At 59.9% G+C, this 20,365-nt stretch carries 16 protein-coding genes, 1 tRNA gene and 2 pseudogenes; 4 read left to right on the top strand and 15 right to left on the bottom strand.

Annotated features, from left to right (window positions below):
• Positions 1-114 precede the first annotated feature (114 nt).
• The 8 genes and pseudogenes from prfB to SIB92_RS02250 form a co-directional block, all read right to left on the bottom strand.
• A complete protein-coding gene (gene prfB / locus SIB92_RS02285) occupies positions 115-1,242 on the bottom strand; it encodes a peptide chain release factor 2 (protein ID WP_412554295.1) in 1,128 nt (375 codons plus the stop codon).
• A gap of 169 nt (positions 1,243-1,411) precedes the next feature.
• Positions 1,412-2,155: pseudogene (locus SIB92_RS02280) on the bottom strand (methyl-accepting chemotaxis protein); the annotation flags it as partial.
• 228 nt (positions 2,156-2,383) lie between these two features.
• Positions 2,384-2,539: pseudogene (locus SIB92_RS02275) on the bottom strand (HAMP domain-containing protein); the annotation flags it as partial.
• 615 nt (positions 2,540-3,154) lie between these two features.
• Entirely contained in the window at positions 3,155-3,724 is a 570-nt protein-coding gene (locus SIB92_RS02270) for a hypothetical protein (protein WP_412554294.1), read from the bottom strand.
• 170 nt (positions 3,725-3,894) lie between these two features.
• On the bottom strand, positions 3,895-6,450 hold the full coding sequence (locus SIB92_RS02265; protein ID WP_412554293.1) for a penicillin-binding protein 1A: 2,556 nt from the start codon (positions 6,448-6,450) through the stop codon (positions 3,895-3,897).
• A gap of 121 nt (positions 6,451-6,571) precedes the next feature.
• Positions 6,572-7,192 (bottom strand): cysteine hydrolase family protein, encoded by a 621-nt coding sequence (locus SIB92_RS02260; RefSeq protein ID WP_412554292.1) that lies wholly within the window; start codon positions 7,190-7,192, stop codon positions 6,572-6,574.
• Entirely contained in the window at positions 7,189-7,602 is a 414-nt protein-coding gene (locus SIB92_RS02255) for a MarR family winged helix-turn-helix transcriptional regulator (protein ID WP_412554291.1), read from the bottom strand. Before SIB92_RS02255 ends, SIB92_RS02260 begins: the two co-directional genes overlap by 4 nt.
• A 170-nt stretch (positions 7,603-7,772) precedes the next feature.
• Positions 7,773-8,417, bottom strand: a complete 645-nt coding sequence (locus SIB92_RS02250; RefSeq protein ID WP_412554290.1) for a glutathione S-transferase family protein — start codon at positions 8,415-8,417, stop codon at positions 7,773-7,775.
• Positions 8,418-8,589: 172 nt separating this feature from the next.
• Here SIB92_RS02250 and SIB92_RS02245 point away from each other — a divergent pair, with 172 nt between their 5' ends.
• Positions 8,590-9,288: an FkbM family methyltransferase gene (locus SIB92_RS02245; protein ID WP_412554289.1), complete on the top strand. Its 699-nt coding sequence runs from the start codon at positions 8,590-8,592 to the stop codon at positions 9,286-9,288.
• Here SIB92_RS02245 and SIB92_RS02240 read toward each other — a convergent pair.
• The 3 genes from SIB92_RS02240 to SIB92_RS02230 all read right to left on the bottom strand — a co-directional run bounded on the left by SIB92_RS02240 (position 9,285) and on the right by SIB92_RS02230 (position 12,352).
• On the bottom strand, positions 9,285-9,716 hold the full coding sequence (locus SIB92_RS02240) for an NUDIX hydrolase (protein ID WP_412554288.1): 432 nt from the start codon (positions 9,714-9,716) through the stop codon (positions 9,285-9,287). The two genes, SIB92_RS02245 and SIB92_RS02240, sit on opposite strands and share 4 nt — an antisense overlap.
• A 104-nt stretch (positions 9,717-9,820) precedes the next feature.
• On the bottom strand, positions 9,821-11,050 hold the full coding sequence (locus SIB92_RS02235; protein WP_412554287.1) for an N-acetylmuramoyl-L-alanine amidase: 1,230 nt from the start codon (positions 11,048-11,050) through the stop codon (positions 9,821-9,823).
• A gap of 150 nt (positions 11,051-11,200) precedes the next feature.
• On the bottom strand, positions 11,201-12,352 hold the full coding sequence (locus SIB92_RS02230) for a pyridoxal phosphate-dependent aminotransferase (protein WP_412554286.1): 1,152 nt from the start codon (positions 12,350-12,352) through the stop codon (positions 11,201-11,203).
• Between the two features lie 23 nt (positions 12,353-12,375).
• Here SIB92_RS02230 and SIB92_RS02225 point away from each other — a divergent pair, with 23 nt between their 5' ends.
• Together SIB92_RS02225 and SIB92_RS02220 are read left to right on the top strand one after the other, a co-directional pair.
• On the top strand, positions 12,376-13,740 hold the full coding sequence (locus SIB92_RS02225; protein ID WP_412554285.1) for a M48 family metalloprotease: 1,365 nt from the start codon (positions 12,376-12,378) through the stop codon (positions 13,738-13,740).
• Positions 13,741-13,750: 10 nt separating this feature from the next.
• A complete protein-coding gene (locus tag SIB92_RS02220; RefSeq protein ID WP_412554284.1) occupies positions 13,751-14,506 on the top strand; it encodes a DsbA family protein in 756 nt (251 codons plus the stop codon).
• Positions 14,507-14,711: 205 nt separating this feature from the next.
• Here SIB92_RS02220 and ispG read toward each other — a convergent pair whose 3' ends face one another.
• From ispG to hemA, 3 genes are all read right to left on the bottom strand, one after another.
• A complete protein-coding gene (gene ispG / locus SIB92_RS02215; protein WP_412554283.1) occupies positions 14,712-15,839 on the bottom strand; it encodes a flavodoxin-dependent (E)-4-hydroxy-3-methylbut-2-enyl-diphosphate synthase in 1,128 nt (375 codons plus the stop codon).
• Positions 15,840-15,991: 152 nt separating this feature from the next.
• The gene (locus SIB92_RS02210; protein ID WP_412554282.1) at positions 15,992-17,209 is read right to left on the bottom strand and encodes a helix-turn-helix domain-containing protein; all 1,218 of its coding nucleotides are present in this window, start codon (positions 17,207-17,209) and stop codon (positions 15,992-15,994) included.
• Between the two features lie 110 nt (positions 17,210-17,319).
• Positions 17,320-18,543, bottom strand: coding sequence for a 5-aminolevulinate synthase (hemA, locus tag SIB92_RS02205; protein ID WP_412554281.1), 1,224 nt, complete (start codon positions 18,541-18,543; stop codon positions 17,320-17,322).
• 216 nt (positions 18,544-18,759) lie between these two features.
• Here hemA and SIB92_RS02200 point away from each other — a divergent pair, with 216 nt between their 5' ends.
• Positions 18,760-20,133, top strand: coding sequence for a M20/M25/M40 family metallo-hydrolase (locus tag SIB92_RS02200; protein WP_412554280.1), 1,374 nt, complete (start codon positions 18,760-18,762; stop codon positions 20,131-20,133).
• Positions 20,134-20,261: 128 nt separating this feature from the next.
• On the opposite strand, the gene SIB92_RS02195 is transcribed toward SIB92_RS02200, so the two are convergent.
• Positions 20,262-20,338, bottom strand: a tRNA-Asp gene (locus SIB92_RS02195).
• Positions 20,339-20,365 lie beyond the last annotated feature (27 nt).

Here is a 20,365-nt window from a genome sequence, read left to right as displayed (position 1 = left end):
AAAAAAACGCCCCACCTTTCGGTGACGCGCCTGCACATTCTCATTCCACAAATATCCTGGGGGAGTCACCGCCTGCGATGACGGGGGCAAAGCCCCCTCAAACCCAAGCCGGCCTTAGTCCTCAGACTGCGCATCCGCGCGGCTCATGCCTGACACGTCCATCGCCAATGTCGCCGCCATCAAACCGTCCAGATCGCCATCCAACACCCCTTTGGTGTCGCTGGTCTCATAGCTGGTGCGCAGGTCTTTCACCATCTGATAGGGCTGCAACACGTAAGAGCGGATCTGGTTGCCCCAGCCCGCATCACCGGCGTTCTCATGCACCTCGTTCACCAGAGCAGAGCGCTTGTCCAACTCAATCTGATACAGCCGCGACTTCAGCGCTTTCATGGCAATATCGCGGTTCTGGTGCTGCGATTTCTCGGAGCTGGTCACCACAATCCCGGTAGGGTGGTGGGTGATCCGAACCGCGGAGTCGGTGGTGTTCACGTGCTGACCACCGGCGCCGGAGGACCGGTAGGTATCAATCCGAATGTCCGCCGGGTTCACCTCAATTTCGATGTTGTCATCCACCACTGGATAGACTTTCACCGAGGTGAACGACGTGTGACGTTTCGCGGCGCTGTCAAACGGCGAAATCCGCACCAACCGGTGCACGCCGCTCTCCGACTTCAACCAACCATAGGCATTGTGCCCGGAAATCTTATAAGCCGCCGATTTGATGCCCGCCTCTTCGCCCGCGCTCTCGGCCTGAAGCTCAACCTTATAGCCTTTCTTCTCGGCCCAGCGCACATACATCCGCGCCAGCATGCTGGCCCAGTCACAGCTCTCCGTGCCGCCCGCGCCAGAGTTGATTTCCAGGAAGGTGTCATTGCCGTCCGCCTCACCATCCAGCAGCGCTTCCAACTCTTTCTCCGCTGCTTTGACCGCCAGCGATTTCAAGGCCTCTTCGGCCTCGGCCACAACCTCATCATCCTCTTCCATCTCACCCAATTCAATCAGCTCGATGTTGTCGGACAGTTCGGTCTCAATCGCAGTCACATTGTCCATCGCATCGACCAAAGTCTGACGCTCGCGCATCAGTTTCTGCGCCGCTGCGGCGTCATCCCACAGGTTCGGGTCTTCCACCCGCGCGTTGAACTCTTCCAGACGATAGGCCGCGGTTTCCCAATCCATGCGCTGGCGCAACAGGGTCAGGGATTTTTCGATCTCTGTAACGGTGTTCTGAGCTTCAGCGCGCATGGAAAAAGACCTTCTTATGGGTTCAGATCAGCGTGATAGCGCAGCCCCGCCTGCCCCGCAAGTGACGACGCACGGCCAAGCGCTCTGCCCGGCCGTGCGTTCCAAAGTTTTTAAGCCTGTTCAGCAGACTGCCGCGTGCCTATGCCGCCCGGCGTGCCGCGCCTTCCGGGGTCACCTTGAACACCGACACCTGACCGGCCAATTCGCTGGCGTCGCTATGCAGCACGGTGCTGGCGGCGGCGGTCTCTTCCACCATGGCGGCGTTTTGCTGGGTCACACGGTCCAGCTCCGCCACACCACGGTTGATCCCGCTCAGGGTGTCCGCCTGACGCGCTGCGCCGTCAGCAATGCCGCTGATGTGCTCGGACACTGTCGCCACACCGCTGATGATCTTGGTCAACTCGTCACCGGTCCGGCCCACAAGCGTCACGCCCTCATCCACATGGGTTGCGCTTTCGTTGATCAGCTCTTTGATCTCAGACGCTGACTCAGACGACCGCTGCGCCAAAGCGCGCACCTCTGAGGCCACAACCGCAAAGCCACGCCCCGCGTCCCCAGCCCTTGCCGCTTCCACACCGGCGTTCAGCGCCAGCAGGTTGGTCTGGAACGAGATGTCGTCAATCACCGAGATGATCTGCGAAATTTTGTCTGACGACGCCTGAATCAACGACATCGCATCCACAGCCTGTTTCACCACGTCGCCGCTGGACTGCACGGTCTGCTTGGTGCCTGCCACGATGGTTTCCACATCTTTGGCGCCTTCGGCGGCCGCGCTCACACTTGCCGTCAACTCTTCCATCGCATGAGCGGTTTGCTCCAGCGTGGAAGCCTGACTTTCAGTGCGGGTTGCCAGTGAGGTCGAGGACTCACCAATCTCCTTCGAGCTGGCCTGAATCCGATGTGAGTTTTCCACAACGGCCTGCATAATCGACACCAGCGTGACCAACGTGTTGTTGTAGTTCTCCCGCAGCGGCTCATAGCCGGCAGAGAAGCGCTGTTCGATCGGATGGGTCAGGTCACCTTCGGCCAAGCGCTGCAACGCCGCTGTTAGCGCCTCAACCACGCGGTCCTGCTCCTGTTGGGCCAGCTTCTGCTCCTGCTCCACTTCATGGGCTTCGGCAAGCTGCACCTTCAGGCCTTCAACCGTACGGGAAATCCCACCAATCTCGTCTCCGCGCTCTACGTGTTTTGCCGGCGTGTCATAACGCCCTTCGGCAATGTCGCGCACCACTTCGCGTACATCCTGCAACGGATGCGACACCACGGTACGGATCACCCAGGCGCACAACGTACACATCACCAGGAACACCACACCGGCGGTGGCAATCGACAGCATATTCGCCGCCTGCGCCTGCGCCAGGGCCTGATCCGGAGACCAGATGATCGCCACGGAGCCGGCAATCTTGCTGCCGTCTTTTCCGCTGCGCGCTGGTTCCGCCATCACATAGCCGTTCTCGGACCGTGCGGCCGCCCCGCTCTGCAGCGCTTTCTTGGCCAGCGCCTCAACCTCGGAACCGGCCTCACTTGGCTTGGCACCAGAGGTTCCAATGGCCTCCCCCGCTTTGTTGAAGGCCACCGCATAAAGCGCCTGCCCGTCCGCCCGCGCCAAAGTGGTGTCCAGAATGGTCTGCAGGGACTCGGTGTCGCCAAAACGGATGGCACCGCTGGCATTGGCCGCGGTGGAACTGGTCATCTCGGTGGCCAGCTGCAACAGACCGTTTTTGATCGACTTGGTCACCTGACGCTGGGAATCCACAGTCAGCATCGTTGCCACAATCAATGTGGTGCCCACAATCAACAAGGTGGCTTTCAAAAACACAGACAGTTTATCAAACAGCGCCAGAACCGGCGAAAACAGTTTCATGATCTACTCCTGAAAAGAGTGCGATCCCGCAAGGGGATCGCACAGCAATTATTCGAGGGTTTCTGCGTCCACGCCAACGGTGATCGCGCCAATGCCGGCACCGGTGTCCGGGTCCACAATGGTCATCGAAATCTGCACCTGATAGGTACGGGTGGAGTCGTCCAGTTCCACTTCGCTGAAGTGATAGGCATCCGGTCCCACGCTATAGGTCTGCTGGTATTTGGCTTCGTCACCCTGCCACATATCGGAGTTCACACCCGATAGCGCCACGTTCAGACCAACCGAATCCATCAGGGCAATCTCGGTGATCTGACCTACGGAGGCCTCAACCTGCGCCCGCAGGAAATCCGCCGCGGCGTTTTCAATCACCGGTGTGATGGTTGGGGTCGCAGCCGCGCCCACTTCCGCGCGCCAGGTGGTGTCCATCTGGTCGATGGTCGCCTGATCGTATCCGGCGGTCACTTCGTTCTGCGCTTTGATCGCAGACACCAGAATCGGATCCTGTGCCCAGGTGCGGATGTTGTCATTCAGGAACGCTGCCATGGCAGGTTCATACTCGTTGGCCACAACAGGCGTCGCGGCCAGCGCGGCCACAACGGCAAAAGCGGTTTTTTTCATTGGAGGAGTCCTTGTTAGGCTGCAAATTGCTGCGCCTGCATAGGAGCCAAGTGTTGCCCCTCCGTTAATCCACCCTCAGACACCCCCCTTCTGCGACAATCTGCACAAGAAAAAACGGAGGCCGCGCGGACCTCCGTTCCAATTGCATCTCTACGCTGTGGCGGATCACCCTAGTACAACCCACCAGAGCTGACCGTGCCAAAGTCCGCCTTTGGTCCCACAACCCCGGTGCCGCCCGACGAGGTGGTCACCTGGCGGCCACGCGACGAGGCCACTTCTTCCACCAGCGGCAGGTTACTGCCCATGGCAAAACCACCGTCATAGGCGATACCAAAGATTGGCTCTTCGCCATCCCGGAAATACTCTGCCACCACGCTGGCACCGCTGGCATCATTGTCCAGACGCGCACCGGTGTAGCGATCAATCTTAATGAAGTGGCCACCCGGTGGCACGCGGAATTTCCCGCCACCGTATTTCTTGATCGCCTCTTTCATGAACTCCTGGAACACCGGACCACAGGTGGTGCCCCCATAGGTGCCGCGCCCCAAAGGACGGGGACGGTCATGCCCGATGTAACAGCCTGCCACGATGTTGCTGGTGAAGCCCACAAACCATACGTCTTTGGCTTCATTGGTGGTCCCGGTCTTACCCGCAACCGGCACCGGCAGGTTGATCTGGCTGGACGCTGTCCCGCGTGTCACAACGCCCTGCATCATCGAAGTCAGCTGATAGGCGGTGATCGCATCCATCACCCGCTCACGGTTAGTAACAATGCGTGGCCCCCGGCTCTCTGGCACACTTGGGTCGAGACAGTCGGTACATTCCCGCTGGTCATGACGATAGATCGTCTTGCCGTAGCGATCCTGTACGCGGTCCACCAGCGTTGGCTCCACGCGCTCGCCGCCGTTGGCAAACATCGCATAGGCCGCAACCATCTGATAGAGCGTGGTCTCATCCGCACCAAGCGAGTTCGCCAGGAACGCGCCCATGTTGTCATAGACCCCAAACCGCTCTGCATAGCGGGCCACGGTCTCCATCCCAACTTCCTGCGCCAAACGAATGGTCATCAGGTTCCGGCTCATTTCAATGCCGGTCCGCAGCGGGGTTGGGCCGTAGAATTTGTTGGTCGAGTTCTTTGGGCGCCACACACCTTGGGGCGTGTTGATCTCAATCGGCGCGTCAATCACGATGGTCGCTGGGCTATAGCCACTGTCCAACGCCGAGGCATAGACAAACGGCTTAAAGCTCGACCCCGGCTGGCGTTTCGCCTGCGTGGCACGGTTGAACACCGTGTCCTGATAGCTGAAGCCCCCCTGCATCGCGATCACACGGCCGTTGTTCACGTCCATCGCCATGAAACCGCCCTGCACCTCAGGCACCTGCCGCAGCGTCCAGCGGACAAAGCTGCCGTCGCTGTCCTTGGTCATCGCCCGGACCAGCACCACGTCGCCTTTGGAGACCAGATCACCCGCCACCTTGGCCTTGCGCGCCAAATTACCGTCTTCCAACCGCTTGCGCGCCCATTGCGCGTCTTTGGCTGGAATCCAATGACCATCGTCATCCTCGTCGACACCTTCAATGCCAACGCGCGCGTCATTCTTGCCCACTTCGAGCACCACCGCCGGATGCCACTGGCCTTCCAGATCCACATCACGCGGGATCTCAACCGCGCTCAGCGCCTCGCGCCACGCCGCTTCATCGCCCAGCACCTCATCCGGCAGAACCTGCCCCGTGCCACGCCACACACCGCGCGAACGGTCATATTTCTCCAAGGCCCGACGCAGTGCCCGCGCCGCCACATCCTGCATCTCCGGATCTTCGGTAGACCGCACCGCCATGCCGCCGGAGAAGAACTCGTCTTCACCAAAATCACGGCTCAACTGACGGCGAATTTCGTCGGTGAAGTAATCCCGCGGCGGACGCTCGGTCTTATAGCTCTCATAATCGCCGTTCTGAACAGACTTCAGCGGCAGCTCACGCTCGCTTTCATAAACCGCCTGCGTGATCACGCCGTTCTCAGCCATCTCCTTGAGCACAAAGTTCCGCCGTGCCAGGACGCGGTCCATGTTGCGCACAGGGTGAAACTTGCCCGGCGCCTTTGGCATAGACGCCAGTGTCGCCGCCTCATGCGGGGCCAGTTCTTCCAACGTCTTGTTGAAATAGGTCTGAGCCGCCGCCGCGACCCCATAAGAGTTCTGACCGAGGAAAATCTCGTTCATATAAAGCTCAAGGATCTGATCCTTGGACAGCGTGTCCTCCACCCGCGTCGCCAGGATGATCTCTTTGATTTTACGTTCAATTTTCCGATCACCGGAGAGCAGGAAGTTCTTCATCACCTGCTGCGTGATCGTCGACGCCCCGCGCACGTTGGAGCCCCGCGACTGCACCGCCTCCACAGCCGCCGCCGCGATACCGCGCGCGTCATAACCGGAGTGCGTGTAGAAGTTCTTGTCTTCGGCCGAAATAAACGCCTCTTTCACCAGCTCCGGAATCTCATCCGCTGGCACAAACAGACGGCGTTCTTTGGCAAATTCGTCAATGATATGCCCCTCACCGGAATAGATCCGGCTGATCGTCGGCGGCTTATATTGCGCCAGGCTCTCATGGCTGGGCAGCTCCTGCCCATAAATCCAGAACACCGCCCCAATAGAGAGCGCCACCACGGCAATCCCCATGGTCACAAACGTAAAAATGGTCCCGAAGAACGAGAGGATGAATCGTATCACGCTGGAGGCCTTCTGAAGTCGCGTCTCAAAGCCCCTCTATATAGGTGGGCTTGGGCGGGGTCAAAACACCTTGCTGCGATCCCGCTAGGTTGCGCGTGGTTTTGCCGTCCAAATGCGGCCTTCACACCAGCGCGACACCGTTCTGAAGCAGATCCGCCCGCGCTTTGGCGGAGTCCTGCGCCGCCAGAACACCCGGTTCAGCTACGGTCACGCCATAGCCACGCTGCGCAGCCGCCAGTGCGGTTTTAGCCACGCAATAGTTGTAGTCCAAACCAACAATCCGCACCGCGCCAACGTTCAGTTCCGCCAACAAAGCATCCAGCGCGCCGGTTTCAAACCCGTCCTGCACCCGCTTGACCACCTCATGATCCGCAAGCCCCTCAAAGGGCGCAGCCATTTCGGTGCCAGAAGTTCCGGCAACCGCCTGCCCCTTCATCGTCAGCCGCGCAATCACCTTGGTCGCAGGCAAAGACCACTCTTGCCGCAGTGCAATCACCGGCCAGCCGTTGGCTTTGGCCGCCGCGACTTCTGCTCGGATAACGGCCGCTGCCTCTGTCTTCGCCGCATCCGAATACGGCCCCTCGTTCCAAAACACCGATTGCAGGTCGACCAACAGCAACGCTTCACCACCTCGCCCATCAATCCGCGCGCCGCGGCTCACCGCGCCAATCCGCACCACACCGGCAACCAACCACAAGAAGCCCGCCACCAGCGCCACGACCACCACATATACAACACTCATACTTCACCACCCGTTTTGCCCTTTAGGCTCTCTGTCAATCGCCGCACCACATCCAAAGCCGTGGCAATCTCCTGTTCCTCAAACCCGTCGCCTATGGCCTCAAGCAACACCCGCTCCCGCGCAACCGCCGCGTCAATCAACGCCTGCCCCTTGTCGGTCAGTGCCAAAAGGGACGATCTCTTGTGACGTGGATTGGGGCGCTGTTCCGTAAGCCCTTCCGCCAAAGTCTCATTGACCATGACTTGCACGTACTGCCGCTGAATTTCCAATTTGCGGGCAATCTCCGGTACCGAAAGTGCGCCCTGCTCCCGCAAGACCTCCAGCACAGCCCGCATCCGCACCGTCAGGCCAGTCCCTTCAAGTCCTTGTTCCACAGCCAGTTCTGCAACCTGCATCAGGGGCCGCGACATCCAAACCAGATGATATAAGCGATCAATCTTTTCCATGTCATTATTGATGTCAAATTGACATGTATATTGTCAATGCTGAAAAAGGCGAGCACCCCAATGTCCGACCTCTCAACAAAATAAGGGCGACACACACGGCGCCGCCCAACCTTCAAACTATTTGGTCGTTTGATCTACTCCGCAGCCACCGGGAATCGCTCCCCCTCCCGCAGCTCAATCGCTTCCGCCCGCTGAAACGCCGCGCGTGTCTTCAGGCGGGCCAGATACTCTCCAATGGGCCCGTCCTGTGGGATCAGCCCAATCATCTGCCCAAAGACCAGATTGTTCCCCACGGCCACATCCGCCGCTGTAAACGTCTCCCCCAACAACCATGGCCCCTCTGCCAAACCGTCAGCCAGCACTTCCATCATCTGCTCAAACGAGCCCCAGGCCACAGTCGACGGCGACACTTCCCACTCAAACAGCTTCTGGGCATAAGCAGGCTCCATGATCGCACTGGCAAAGAACATCCAGCGGAGGTACTCGGCTCGTGCCGCGTCCGTCGCCGCAGGCGCCAGCCCCGCCGCCGCATAGCGATCCGCCAGATAAATCGCCATCGCGCCAATCTCCGGCACCGGCGTCTCGCCATCTACCACCAACGGCACTTTCCCCATCGGATTCAACGACAGATAATCTGCCTGCTTGTGTCGGCCGGTGGCAAAATCAAAGCTCTCCAACTGGTACGGCTCGCCCAGTTCCTCCAACAGCCAAAGCGCCGCAAAAGAGCGAGTGCGCGGGGCGAAATACAGGGTCAGCGTTGGGGCCTGTGTGTCAGACATCTCAAAATCCTCAAAAAGTGTTTGCCTGTTTCTCCTAGGGCCTATGGTGTCACTTAATGTCATATTTGTTGACCCGCGCCCCCATCTGCCCCACCCCGCCATTGCCTTGCACCTCAGCCGCGACAATGGTTCAGTGCGCCGGACCACCTAAACCCGCAAAGACAGGCCCCTGATGACCGAATACACTCTCAAAGGCGTCAAAGTGGGCCTGCCCGACTGGCTCAAACATACCAAGATCGAGGCCAAACTCGCCTCTGGAGACTATGAAGGGCGGGAAAGCACAGCGGCCCTCAAACGCATCAAACCCGGTTGGAAGGTCCTCGAGATTGGCGCAGGTCTTGGCTATGTCACCACCATCTGTGCGCAGGCCGCCGGGGCAGAAAACGTCACCAGCCTCGAAGCCAACCCGCAAATGCTCGACCAAATTCGCGACACCCTCGCGCGAAACGGCCAGGACGGCGTGAACCTCTGGCACGCTGCGGTGGTCGGCGACGCGCACCACGAAGAGACCGTGGCATTTCGCGCGGGCGCGCTTTTCTGGGGCGGCGGATTGGTTGCCGACGGGCGCAGCGAAAAAGACATGGTCGAAGTCCCTGCCACCCGCATCAGCGACCTGTTGGCCATAGTGCAACCGGACTTCGTGATGATGGATGTCGAAGGCGCGGAACAGCACCTGTTTGAGCAGGACTGGCCCAAATGCGTGCGTCATGTGGTGATGGAAATCCACATGGCCAAATACCCCAAACATGTGCTGAAACACATGGTCGACTGCATGTCCCGCTCTGGCCTGACTTATGACCCTGCGACCAGCAGCGGTCGCACTCTGGGCTTCATGCGCGTGCGCCCGCCCAAATCTGAGGCAACGACCTAAGCCACCTCCCGCTCCGCCAGGTAGTCTGTCAGGCGCGCCTGCATCATGGGCACCACATTGCTCATCCGCAAAAACCGCGCCACATCCCACATCCGCCAGGCCTGCCCTTCCGCGCCCAGTCGAATGCGGTTGATGTCCAACTCCGGCACCTCGGCGACAAAAAACCAGGTGGCGCTTTTGCCGTCCAGATCAGAGACATACTGACGCTTCCAGAGCAGGTCCGCCTCACTCAACGTAAGTGACAGCTCTTCCTTGAGTTCGCGCAACACACAGGCTTCCGGGCTCTCATCCGCTTCCCGTCCACCACCGGGCAAATCCCACATGTCCGGATAGGGAATCTCTGGGTCCTTGTCGCGCAGGATCGACACCAAGCGATCCCCGGTCAAAAGCGCCAGCTTGGCCCCGTGAAACCCGTCTGTCTCCTGCATAGTTGTCCGCCCTCGGTGCCTGCCAATTGCGGCACACTCGACAAACTTCGCCGCTCAAAGGAAAGCGGTTTCCCGCCACCAGGCCAAAACCAGCAACGCTCCGCTTATTGCCGCACCAAAGCGCGTGCGGCTTTGTCCTCAACCACCCAGGCCAGCAACCCGTCGCGTAGCCCAGCCGCCATCGCCGCGCGCCAACCCGCGTCCTGCAAATTGGCCAGATCCTGCTGGCTCGACATAAACCCAAGCTCCACCAGAACCGACGGCACGTCCGCCGCCTTCAACACCGAAAACCCGCCGGTTCTCAACGGCTTGCGATTCAACCTTACGGTGGTTTTCTTGAGTTCCCCCACCAGCGTCTCTGCCAACATCATCGTGCGCGGCTCGGTTTCCAGCCGCGCCAAATCCAGCAACACGTCCGTCACCTCGTCATCTGCGCCGGACAGGTCGACGCCGGACAGAATATCCGCCCGATCATGACGCTCCGCCAAGAGCGCAGAGGCTGCATCACTGGCCTCTTCCGACAGCGTGTAAATCGTCGCACCTTTGGCATTGCCCTGGCTCAAGCTGTCCGCATGCAAAGACAAAAACACATCCGCCTGTGCCTGATGGGCAATTGCCACGCGCCCTTCCAGCGACACAAAGGCATCCTCATCGCGGGTCAACACCACCTCAAACCCGCCCGCACGACGCAGCACATCCCGCAGCTCCCGCGCAAACAGCAGCATCAGGTCTTTCTCTTGCGCCCCGTCCCGCTCGGCCCCCGGATCAATCCCGCCATGGCCCGGGTCAATCACCACAACCGTGGGTGCCCAGTCCGGCTTGGCTTCGCGCGCAATCGCCGTGGTGTCCGCTGGCACCGGCAAATCCCAGCGCGGATCATGTGGCGCGCCCGCTGTCTTGGCAAAACCCAGCGCATCACTTGGCGCCAACACCAGCTCCAGCCGTGCTTTTCCCGTGGCCTCTTCGACCACCATGCCCGCGCTCTCCACCGCAAAGGGGCGCGCCAGATCAAGAACCATCCGGCTCCAGCCCGGCCGATAAGCGCCAAACCGCACCGCCTCAATACCCTCCACCGAGCCCAACTCGTCTGCGCTTAGGTCTTCCCAGTCAATCTCTTTGAAATCCAATACCACCCGGCGCGGCGCGTCCAATGTGAACACCCGCCAGGGCACGCCTTGCGACAGGCTCAGCTTAAGCTCCGCCGCCCCACGCCAGCCCTCAGACAGGCCGCTTTCCGCACGATCCAATCGCGCCAGCGCCGAAAACCCCTGCTCCTGCGCGCTGGCCACGCTGGCCCAAACCATCATAATAAATGCCCAAAACACTCTGCCCATGCTGCCGCCCTGCCCGCTGTTGCGCGTCTTCTTTGGCGACACGATACAACAGCCCGCCTCGCTTCGCCACGCCGCGCTTTCACAGTCGCCAAATATCCTGGGGGAGTCGCCAAATGGCGACGGGGGCAAGGCCCCCGACACCCTTACGCCTTAGACAAACCCACGCGCGGCCATGAACATCTTCAGCCGCGCCAGACCTTCTTCAATGTCCGCCGTGCTGCGCGCATAGGAGAACCGCAGCGTTTGATGACCCCGCACCGGATCAAAATCCAACCCCGGGGTCGCCGCCACACCCGCTTCCTCCAACAGCTCCCGTGCAAAGGCCCGGCTGTCCTGAGTGAAGGCGCTCACATCCACATAAAAGTAAAACGCCCCATCCGGCGGCGCAAACTGCGTGAAACCCGCCTTTGGCAAGCCCTCCGCCATCAAAGCCCGATTGGCGCGATACACCGCCATATTGGCCTCAAGCTCCTCACGGCAGTCCATCGCCGCCAAGGCCGCCACCTGGCTGGCATGGCTCGCGCAAATGAACATGTTCTGCGCCAGTCGCTCGATCTTGCGCACGTGATCGTCGGGCACAACCATCCAGCCCACACGCCAGCCGGTCATGCTGAAGTATTTCGAGAAGCTGTTGATCACATAGCATTCATCGGTGAGTTCCAGCGCCGTGACCGCCTTCGCCTCATATTCAATACCGTGGTAAATCTCGTCGCTGATAAAGGCCGCATCCTTCTCCCGGCACAGATCAATCAACGCCCCCATCGCCCCACTATCGAGCATCGTGCCCGTGGGGTTCGCTGGCGAGGCAACCATCAGCCCCTCAAAATCCAGCGTGCGCAGATCATCCGGCACCGGCTGCAACCGGTTCTCCGGCGCGGTCTGCACGTCCAGCGGCTGCAGGCTCAGCGCCTTCAAAATCTGGCGATAGCTGGGATAACCTGGCGCGCCAATCGCCACCCGTTCGCCCGCATCAAACAACGCAGAAAACGCCAGCAAAAACGCGCCTGACGAGCCCGGCGTGACAATCACCCGCGCCGGATCCAGATCCACATTGTACCACTCGCCATACAGCTGCGCGATCCGTGCCCGCAGGGCTGGCAAGCCCAAGGCCACCGTATAGCCCATGGCGTCTTCCGCCATCGCCTCGGTCAGCGCCTTGCGCGCGCCTTCTGGGGCCGCCGTGCCCGGCTGGCCCACTTCCATATGGATGATGTGGCGGCCGTCCGCCTCGGCCTGACGCGCCGCTTCCATCACATCCATCACAATAAAGGGATCAACCGCCCCACGCCTTGAAGTCCGCATCAAATTCGTTCCTATTGTCGCTCATGAGGTTTCACCGCGAAATGACGGCGCCGTCAATCACCGCTTTGCGCGCCCGCGTCGTCACGCTGCTGACGGCGCTTGCGCTTGTGATCTCCTCAACCGCCGCCAACGCCGTGTCTTTGCTGCGTGATCCCGACATCGAGCACGCTCTGCAACGTATGGCCGCCCCGGTGCTTTATGCCGCAGGGCTGGGCGGCAATATCAAAATCCTGATGGTGGACGATCAGCGCTTAAACGCCTTTGTCATCGACCACGGCCACATCTTCATCAACTCCGGCATGATCATGCGCATGAACACGCCCGAGATGCTGCAATCGGTGATCGCCCACGAAGCCGCTCATATCGCGAACGGCCACATCGCACGGCGCATGGCCAACCTTGATTCGGCCCGCACCGCATCAGGCCTCGGTCTGGCGCTCGCCTTGGCAACTGCCGCCGCCACCGGGCGCGGCGATGTGGGCGCCGCCCTCGCCTTTGGCACACAAAGCTCCGCCCTGCGACAGTTTCTCGCCCACACCCGTGCAGAAGAGTCCTCTGCCGACCAATCCGGCATCCGCTACCTCGCCCGCGCGGGCATCGACCCGTCTGGCACGTTGGCTGTGCACCGCCTGTTTGAAGGGCAAGAGTTGCTCTCGGTCTCGCGCCAAGATCCCTATATGCGCACCCATCCCTTGACCCGGGACCGCCTACGCGCGGCGGAAGGCTTTGTGGCGGCCTATGCGGGCAATGCCAAACCCAACCCGGAACTCGACTATTGGTACGACCGCGCGCGCGGCAAAACCACCGCCTTCATCCGCCCCACCAAATGGACCCTGTCACGCTATCAGGAAAGCAAAGCCGAAGACGTGCGCCACATGCGCCTTGCCGTGGCCTACCACCGCCAGCAAAACACCGCCAAGGCGATCTCCCACATCGACCAGGCCCTCGCCGCCCGCCCTGACGACGCCTACTATTACGAACTCAAGGCCCAAATCCTGCTGGAAAGCCGTCAATTCCAAAACGCCGTCACCGCCTATAAGAAAGCCGACGAGCTTGCCCCTGGCAACGCGCTCATCCTTGGCGGCCTAGGGCGCGCCCTTCTGACCGTGAACCGCCCCAAAGAAGCCCTGCAATTTCTCGAAGCCGCCCGCGCCCGTGATTTCCGCGACGCGCGGGTCCTGCGCGACCTGGGCTCCGCCTACGCGCAAACAAATCAACACGGCATGGCCTCCCTTCTGGCCGCCGAACGCTATGCGCTCGCCAACCGACTGGACGACGCAGAAATCCACGCCCGCCGCGCCATGGCCCGCCTTCCCCAAGGCTCCAGCGCATTTAATCGGGCAGACGACATCGCCCGCGCTGCCAAGCGCCGCAAAGACAAGAAATGAGGAAAACCCCATGAGCACATTGAAAACCAAACTGGCCAGCAGCGCGCTGGCTCTCACACTGGCCGCCGCCCCCGCTCTGGCCTTTGACATCGACAAATTGTCAGATGCAGAACGCGCAGCCTTCCGTGCCGAAGTCCGCGCCTACCTGTTGGAGAACCCAGAAGTCATCATGGAAGCCGTGGCTGTTTTGGAAGAGCGCAGCGCCGCCGCGCAGGCCACCGCCGACTTTGATCTGGTAACCGCCAACGCCGACCGCCTGTTTGACGACGGCTACAGCTACGTCGGCGGCAATCTGGAAGGCGACATCACCATCGTGGAATTTGTCGACTACCGCTGCGGCTACTGCCGTAAAGCCCATGACGAAGTGGCCGAGTTGATCAAATCTGACGGCAACATCCGCTTCATCGTGAAGGAGTATCCGATCCTCGGCGAAGCCAGCGACCTCAGCTCTCGCTTTGCCATCTCTGTGAAACAAAAAATGGGCGACGACGCCTACAAGCTGACCGCCGACACGTTGATCAAGATGCGCGGCGACGTGAACGAAAAGTCCTTGCGCAAAGTGGCCAAAGGCCTCGGTTTTGATGCGGACATGATCCTGGATCACATGGACGCGCCGGAAGTGGAAAAGGAAATCGCCACCACCCGCGCCCTCGCCCGTGATCTGAACATCACCGGCACGCCAAGCTTTGTCTTCCACGACGAAATGGTGCGCGGCTACGTGCCGCTCAAAGGCATGCAGGCGATTGTGAAAGACAAACGCGGCTAAGCCTTCCGCCAACCAAACAGTCTAACACCGCAGCGCTCCCCGTTGCGGTGTTTTGCGTTCCGCGCCCGTTGCGCAGCGCACGCTGGCTTAATCAACCCGTTTCGAAAACCGGCACCTCCGCAATACAGCCGCGATACCGACAGAATACCGACGTAAAAAACGGCCCCTGAGGGCCGTTAATCTTTGAGTCGTTAGAGAAAGGGGATCACTCCGCCGCTTCTGCGGCTTTTGCAGCCTCAATCTCCGCCGCTTTCTTTTCCACTTCCTCAACGATGTGCTCCACCATCGCCTCATTGGACATCTTGTGGCTCTGCTTGCCCGCCAGATACACCATGCCGGACCCAGCGCCCCCGCCAGTGAACCCGATATCGGTCATAAGCGCCTCTCCCGGCCCGTTCACCACACAACCAATGATCGACAGGCTCATCGGCGTATGAATGTGCGCGAGCCTTTCTTCCAATGTTTCCACGGTCTTAATCACGTCAAATCCCTGACGCGCACAGCTTGGGCAGCTGATGATGTTCACCCCACGATGCCGCAGACCAAGGCTCTTGAGGATCTCAAAGCCCACCTTCACCTCTTCCACCGGATCGGCACTCAGGCTCACCCGCAGCGTGTCGCCAATGCCCATCCACAGCAGCTGACCAAGGCCAATCGCCGATTTGATGGTCCCGCTGACAAAGCCGCCGGCTTCGGTAATCCCAAGGTGGATCGGCGCATCGGTGGCATCCGCAAGGATCTGATAGGCGGCTGCTGACATGAAGACATCGGACGCTTTCACGGAAATCTTGAACTCGTGAAAATCGTTATCTTGCAGTATCTTAATGTGGTCGAGACCACTCTCCACCATCGCGTCGGGGCATGGCTCGCCGTACTTATCCAACAGGTGCTTTTCCAAGCTGCCGCCATTCACACCGATGCGGATTGAGCAGCCGTGATCCTTGGCCGCCTTGATCACTTCCTTGACCCGCTTCTCGTCCCCGATATTGCCCGGATTGATCCGCAAACACGCCGCCCCGGCCTCCGCCGCTTCAATCGCGCGTTTGTAGTGGAAATGAATGTCGGCCACGATCGGAACCGGGCTCTCTTTTGTGATTTCTTTCAGCGCCTTAGTGGCGGCCACATCCGGCGCTGAGATGCGCACAATGTCCGCCCCCGCTTCTGCCGCCGCCAGCACTTGCCCCAGCGTGGCTTTCACATCGCCGCTGTCCGTGTTGGTCATGGTCTGCACCGCGATTGGCGCATCACCGCCCACAGGCACATTGCCCACCATGATCTGGCGGGATTTGCGTCGCTCGATATTGCGCCACGGACGGATGTGATTCATCGACATATCAAGACCTTTCACCACAGCAGAGATGGGTTTGAAGCCTGTCTAATCCCTTCTGGGAACAGGGGCAATGCGCGATGCTGCACAGCAAAAGAGCGCCCCGTGGGCGCTCTCCTAAAACCTTGAATCTCGATGTCTTCTTTAGGAAGGCTGGATCACTCGTCCGCGACGACCACGTTCTGTGCCGCTGCCAAGGCCACGATCTTTGCCAGTTCCGGATCATCGTTCAGATCTGCCACCGCAAAGCTCTCTTTGAGCGAGTCCGTTGCCAGCGCGAGGTTGCGCACCGTGCCCGTCCCTTCGCCCGCCGGACCATACAGCTCGCCGTTCACCTTGAAGTACACCGAGCCGGACATGCCGGCGCGCAGCGTTGGCGGCTCTTCCGTCGCAGGTAGAACATATTCCTCACCCGCGTCGAGAATTTTCTCAAACAAAACAGAGCCATCCGCTGCACGTACCCGCACCCACGCAGGCCGCACCGCCATCAGCACCAGTTCTGGCGCATCGTCCTCAACCACCTTGGGCACAGGCAGTTTGTCCTCTACCGGCGTGGCCATCGCCACAGCCGCGGGGATCTCCGGTGTGAACACACCGATGTTGTTTGGGTTCAACTGAGAAATCGGCGCATCGCGCGCCACCAGTACAGGCACATCCAGCGCCTGTGGGCGATACAAGCGATCCAACGCCTCAGACGGCGCAAACACGCCCGCCCCGGCAGTGGCCACCTCTGTGGTCGCGCCATCCGCATCCGTGGACACAGGTGCGCGCCCGGCCCCATCCAGCGGGTCGAGGTCGCTCAGAACCACTGGAGACTGCTCCACCGGCGCCAGAGTAACCCGTTGAATTTCATTGAGAACCGACCAGCCGCCGTAGCCAATCCCGGCAATCAGCGCGACCAACACCAACGAGGACCCCACCGCACGCATCTCAACACGCGATAGCAGTGATTCCTGCACTGGTGTAAACGGTGTGTTGGACGAGGAGAACGGATCATTGCCCGTCATCGCCGGCGCAATGGTCTCTGTCTTGCGCGTGCCGGAGGCCTCAGCGGACATGCCGTGCGCCGTGGAAAACCCACTTTCGGCGCAGAAAATCTCAAACGCCACTTCCGGGTCCATATTCAGATACCGCGCGTAAGAGCGCACATACCCGGCAATAAATCCTGGCGTTTCAAAAGCAGAGGGATCGCAATTTTCGATGGCTGCGATGTAACTCGCCCGGATTCGCAACTCCCGTTGCACATCCAGCAGCGACTTCCCCATAGTCGCTCGTTCGCCGCGCATCATGTCGCCAAGTTGCACGTCAAAGTCGTCGTACCCTTTCGGGCCTTCGTCTACCGCTTCGGTATTGCGCTTGAATCTGCGCCCGATCATCCCACTGGCCTCTTATTGCATTGCCGGTTCTGAAAGTCCCCGATTCGAACCGATCCCCTTGTTAGGTATGAATATAACACAAACAAGGGCCACTACACTAAGAAGTCATTTTACCCCGCCATATCGGCACGATTCAGCGCACAGTGGCTCCAGAGGGCGTCCATTGCACCGACAAGGGCATCAATTTCTTTCGGCCCATGCACTGGCGACGGCGTGAACCGCAGCCGCTCTGTGCCGCGCGGCACAGTCGGGAAATTGATCGGCTGCACGTAGATGCCGTAGTCTTCCAACAGGTGGTCAGACAGCACTTTGGTGTGGACAGGATTGCCGACAATCACAGGCACAATATGGCTGCCGTGATCGATGATGGGCAGGCCCAGACCTTTCAGGCGCAGCTTCAGAATCTGTGCCTGTGTCTGGTGTTGCTCTCGCAGCGCCTGATCGATTTTCAAATGCGCAACAGAGGCCGCAGCACCGGCCGCAACAGCTGGCGGCAACGACGTTGTAAAGATAAAGCCTGGCGCGTAAGACCTTACCGCGTCACACATTTTTTCAGAAGCCGCGATGTAGCCGCCCATCACGCCATAGGCTTTGGCGAGGGTACCATTGATGATGTCGATACGATGCGCAAGGTTGTCGCGCTCGGTCACACCACCCCCACGCGGGCCATACATGCCAACCGCGTGCACCTCGTCAATGTAGGTCAAGGCGCCAAACTCATCGGCCAGATCACAGATCGCTTCGATCGGGCCAAAATCACCGTCCATCGAGTAAACGGATTCAAAGGCGATCAGCTTTGGCGTCGCCGGATCATCCGCTTCCAGAAGCTCCCGCAGATGCGCCACATCGTTGTGTTTGAAGATACGTTTTGCCCCACCGTTGCGGCGCACGCCTTCGATCATCGAAGCATGGTTCAACTCGTCGGAATAGATGATCAATCCGGGGAAGAGTTTTGGCAAAGTACTTAAAGTTGCATCATTTGCGATGTAGGCGCTGGTGAAAAGCAGCGCTGATTCTTTGCCGTGCAGGTCGGCAATCTCCGCTTCCAGGCGCTTGTGATAGACGGTTGTGCCGGAGATATTGCGCGTCCCACCAGAGCCTGCGCCTGTGGCATCCACAGCCTCATGCATCGCGTCCAGCACTACCGGATGTTGGCCCATGCCAAGGTAGTCGTTGCCACACCACACGGTGATTGGCTGTTGCTCCCCATCGGGGCGGGTCCAAGTGGCATGGGGGAAATGACCTTGCTTACGCTCAATATCAATGAACGTGCGATAGCGCCCCTCGTCGTGCAGACGATTGAGTGCGTTATCTAGCTTCGCAGTGTAATCCACAGTGGCTTTCCTTCTTCCCGGTCCGGGCGACCCGGCGTCGCAACACCCCTTTGGGCATTGGCGCTCTTGTAGTCTTCTGTCGCGCTTTCCGCAATTGCTACCAAATGATACATCTTTCGCACATTGATATCGATCAAACTGTGAAAGCGCGAGTCTGGACAGTGCGAATTGGGGTGATACGGTCCCTGCAAATCGTCGCACCCGAAGGAGGCTTCCATGACGCTTGACCCCGTTCTCGCCCGCATCGACCAGAATATGCCAGAGGCGATTGAACGCCTGTTTGATCTGCTCCGCATCAAGTCAATCTCCACCGACCCTGCGTTTGACGCCGACGTTGATGCCGCCGCCGATTGGCTGGTGAAAGACCTGCAAAGCCTTGGTGTGGATGCACAAAAACGCCCCACCACCGGCCACCCGATGGTTGTTGGCCACATTGACGGCCCCGGCCCGCACGTGCTGTTTTACGGCCACTATGATGTGCAACCGGTCGACCCGCTGGAGCTTTGGGACCGCGATCCCTTTGATCCAGCCCTAGAAGACACCGACGCCGGTCAGGTGATCCGCGCCCGCGGCGCCTCTGATGACAAGGGCCAGTTGATGACCTTTGTCGAAGCCTGCCGCGCCTGGAAGGCAGAACACGGCACCCTGCCGTGCAAAATCACCTTCCTCTTTGAAGGCGAAGAAGAATCCGGCTCCCCAAGCCTTGTCCCGTTCCTGAAAGAGAACGCCGAAGAGCTGAGCTGCGACATCGCCCTGATCTGCGACACCGGCCTGTTTGAAAGCGCCGTGCCTGCGATCACCACCATGCTGCGCGGCCTGCTGGCCGAGGATTTCACCATCACCGGTCCAAGCCGCGATCTGCACTCCGGCATGTACGGCGGTATCGCTATGAACCCGATCCGCGTGCTGAGTGGCATCCTCGCAGATCTGCACGACGACACAGGCGCCGTCACGCTGGATGGCTTCTATGACGATGTGCCAGAACTGCCCGATGACATCCGCGCCCAATGGCAAGGCTTGAACTTCGACCATGGCACTTACCTGGGCGACGTGGGCCTGAAATCTCCTGCAGGCGAGCAAGACCGCACCCCGCTAGAACAAATCTGGTCCCGCCCAACCTGTGACGTCAACGGCGTCTGGGGCGGCTACACCGGCGACGGCTTCAAAACCGTGCTGCCCTCTCAAGCCTCCGCTAAACTGTCCTTCCGTCTCGTCGGACAGCAAGACCCGGACAAAATCCGCGCCAGCTTCCGTGCTCACCTGGAAAGCCGCCTGCCGGAAGGCTTCACGGTTGAATACCGCTCCGAAAAAGGCTCCACCGCCTCGCAAATGTCCATCGAAGACCCGGCCTTCGAAAAGGCCCGCGTCGCGCTCAGCGATGAGTGGCCCCGTCCAGCGGCCTATGTTGGCTGCGGCGGTTCCATCCCAATCGCAGGCTTCTTCAAAGAGATGCTGAACATGGATTCGATGCTGATCGGCTTTGGCCGTGACGACGACCAGATCCACTCTCCAAACGAGAAATACAACGTGGAGAGCTTCCACAAAGGCACCCGGTCCTGGGCGCGAATCCTGGCGGCTCTTTCATCCTAACCCTTTGGAAAAAGGCAGAATCACAAAGCGCGCCTCTCGGGGCGCGTTTTTCGTTGAAGCCGACAAAAGGCGCAAAGATATGCTGCGCGGCAACCAATTCAACTTCACCATTTGAGGGGAGGAAGAAGTGGCGCGGTTGACGGGGCTCGAACCCGCGACCCCCGGCGTGACAGGCCGGTACTCTAACCAACTGAGCTACAACCGCGCATATATCTTCGCCTTTCGGCATGTC

It is taken from the genome of Shimia sp. MIT1388 (genome assembly GCF_047124445.1).
In the GTDB taxonomy this organism is placed as follows: Bacteria; Pseudomonadota; Alphaproteobacteria; order Rhodobacterales; family Rhodobacteraceae; genus Shimia.
Note: the sequence above shows the minus strand (reverse complement) of the source record. Positions and strands in the feature narration are given on the sequence as shown.

Coding starts and splice junctions, on each gene's coding strand:
- SIB92_RS02260 (WP_412554292.1), bottom strand. CDS start 7,192: ATGAGTGTTGTATATGTGGTGGTCGTGGCGCTGGTGGCGGGCTTCTTG.
- SIB92_RS02220 (WP_412554284.1), top strand. CDS start 13,751: ATGAGCACATTGAAAACCAAACTGGCCAGCAGCGCGCTGGCTCTCACA.
- SIB92_RS02235 (WP_412554287.1), bottom strand. CDS start 11,050: ATGGGCAGAGTGTTTTGGGCATTTATTATGATGGTTTGGGCCAGCGTG.
- SIB92_RS02240 (WP_412554288.1), bottom strand. CDS start 9,716: ATGCAGGAGACAGACGGGTTTCACGGGGCCAAGCTGGCGCTTTTGACC.
- SIB92_RS02200 (WP_412554280.1), top strand. CDS start 18,760: ATGACGCTTGACCCCGTTCTCGCCCGCATCGACCAGAATATGCCAGAG.
- SIB92_RS02245 (WP_412554289.1), top strand. CDS start 8,590: ATGACCGAATACACTCTCAAAGGCGTCAAAGTGGGCCTGCCCGACTGG.
- SIB92_RS02270 (WP_412554294.1), bottom strand. CDS start 3,724: ATGAAAAAAACCGCTTTTGCCGTTGTGGCCGCGCTGGCCGCGACGCCT.
- SIB92_RS02225 (WP_412554285.1), top strand. CDS start 12,376: ATGAGGTTTCACCGCGAAATGACGGCGCCGTCAATCACCGCTTTGCGC.
- ispG (WP_412554283.1), bottom strand. CDS start 15,839: ATGTCGATGAATCACATCCGTCCGTGGCGCAATATCGAGCGACGCAAA.
- SIB92_RS02255 (WP_412554291.1), bottom strand. CDS start 7,602: ATGTCGCGGCCCCTGATGCAGGTTGCAGAACTGGCTGTGGAACAAGGA.
- SIB92_RS02230 (WP_412554286.1), bottom strand. CDS start 12,352: ATGCGGACTTCAAGGCGTGGGGCGGTTGATCCCTTTATTGTGATGGAT.
- SIB92_RS02210 (WP_412554282.1), bottom strand. CDS start 17,209: ATGATCGGGCGCAGATTCAAGCGCAATACCGAAGCGGTAGACGAAGGC.
- SIB92_RS02250 (WP_412554290.1), bottom strand. CDS start 8,417: ATGTCTGACACACAGGCCCCAACGCTGACCCTGTATTTCGCCCCGCGC.
- prfB (WP_412554295.1), bottom strand. CDS start 1,242: ATGCGCGCTGAAGCTCAGAACACCGTTACAGAGATCGAAAAATCCCTG.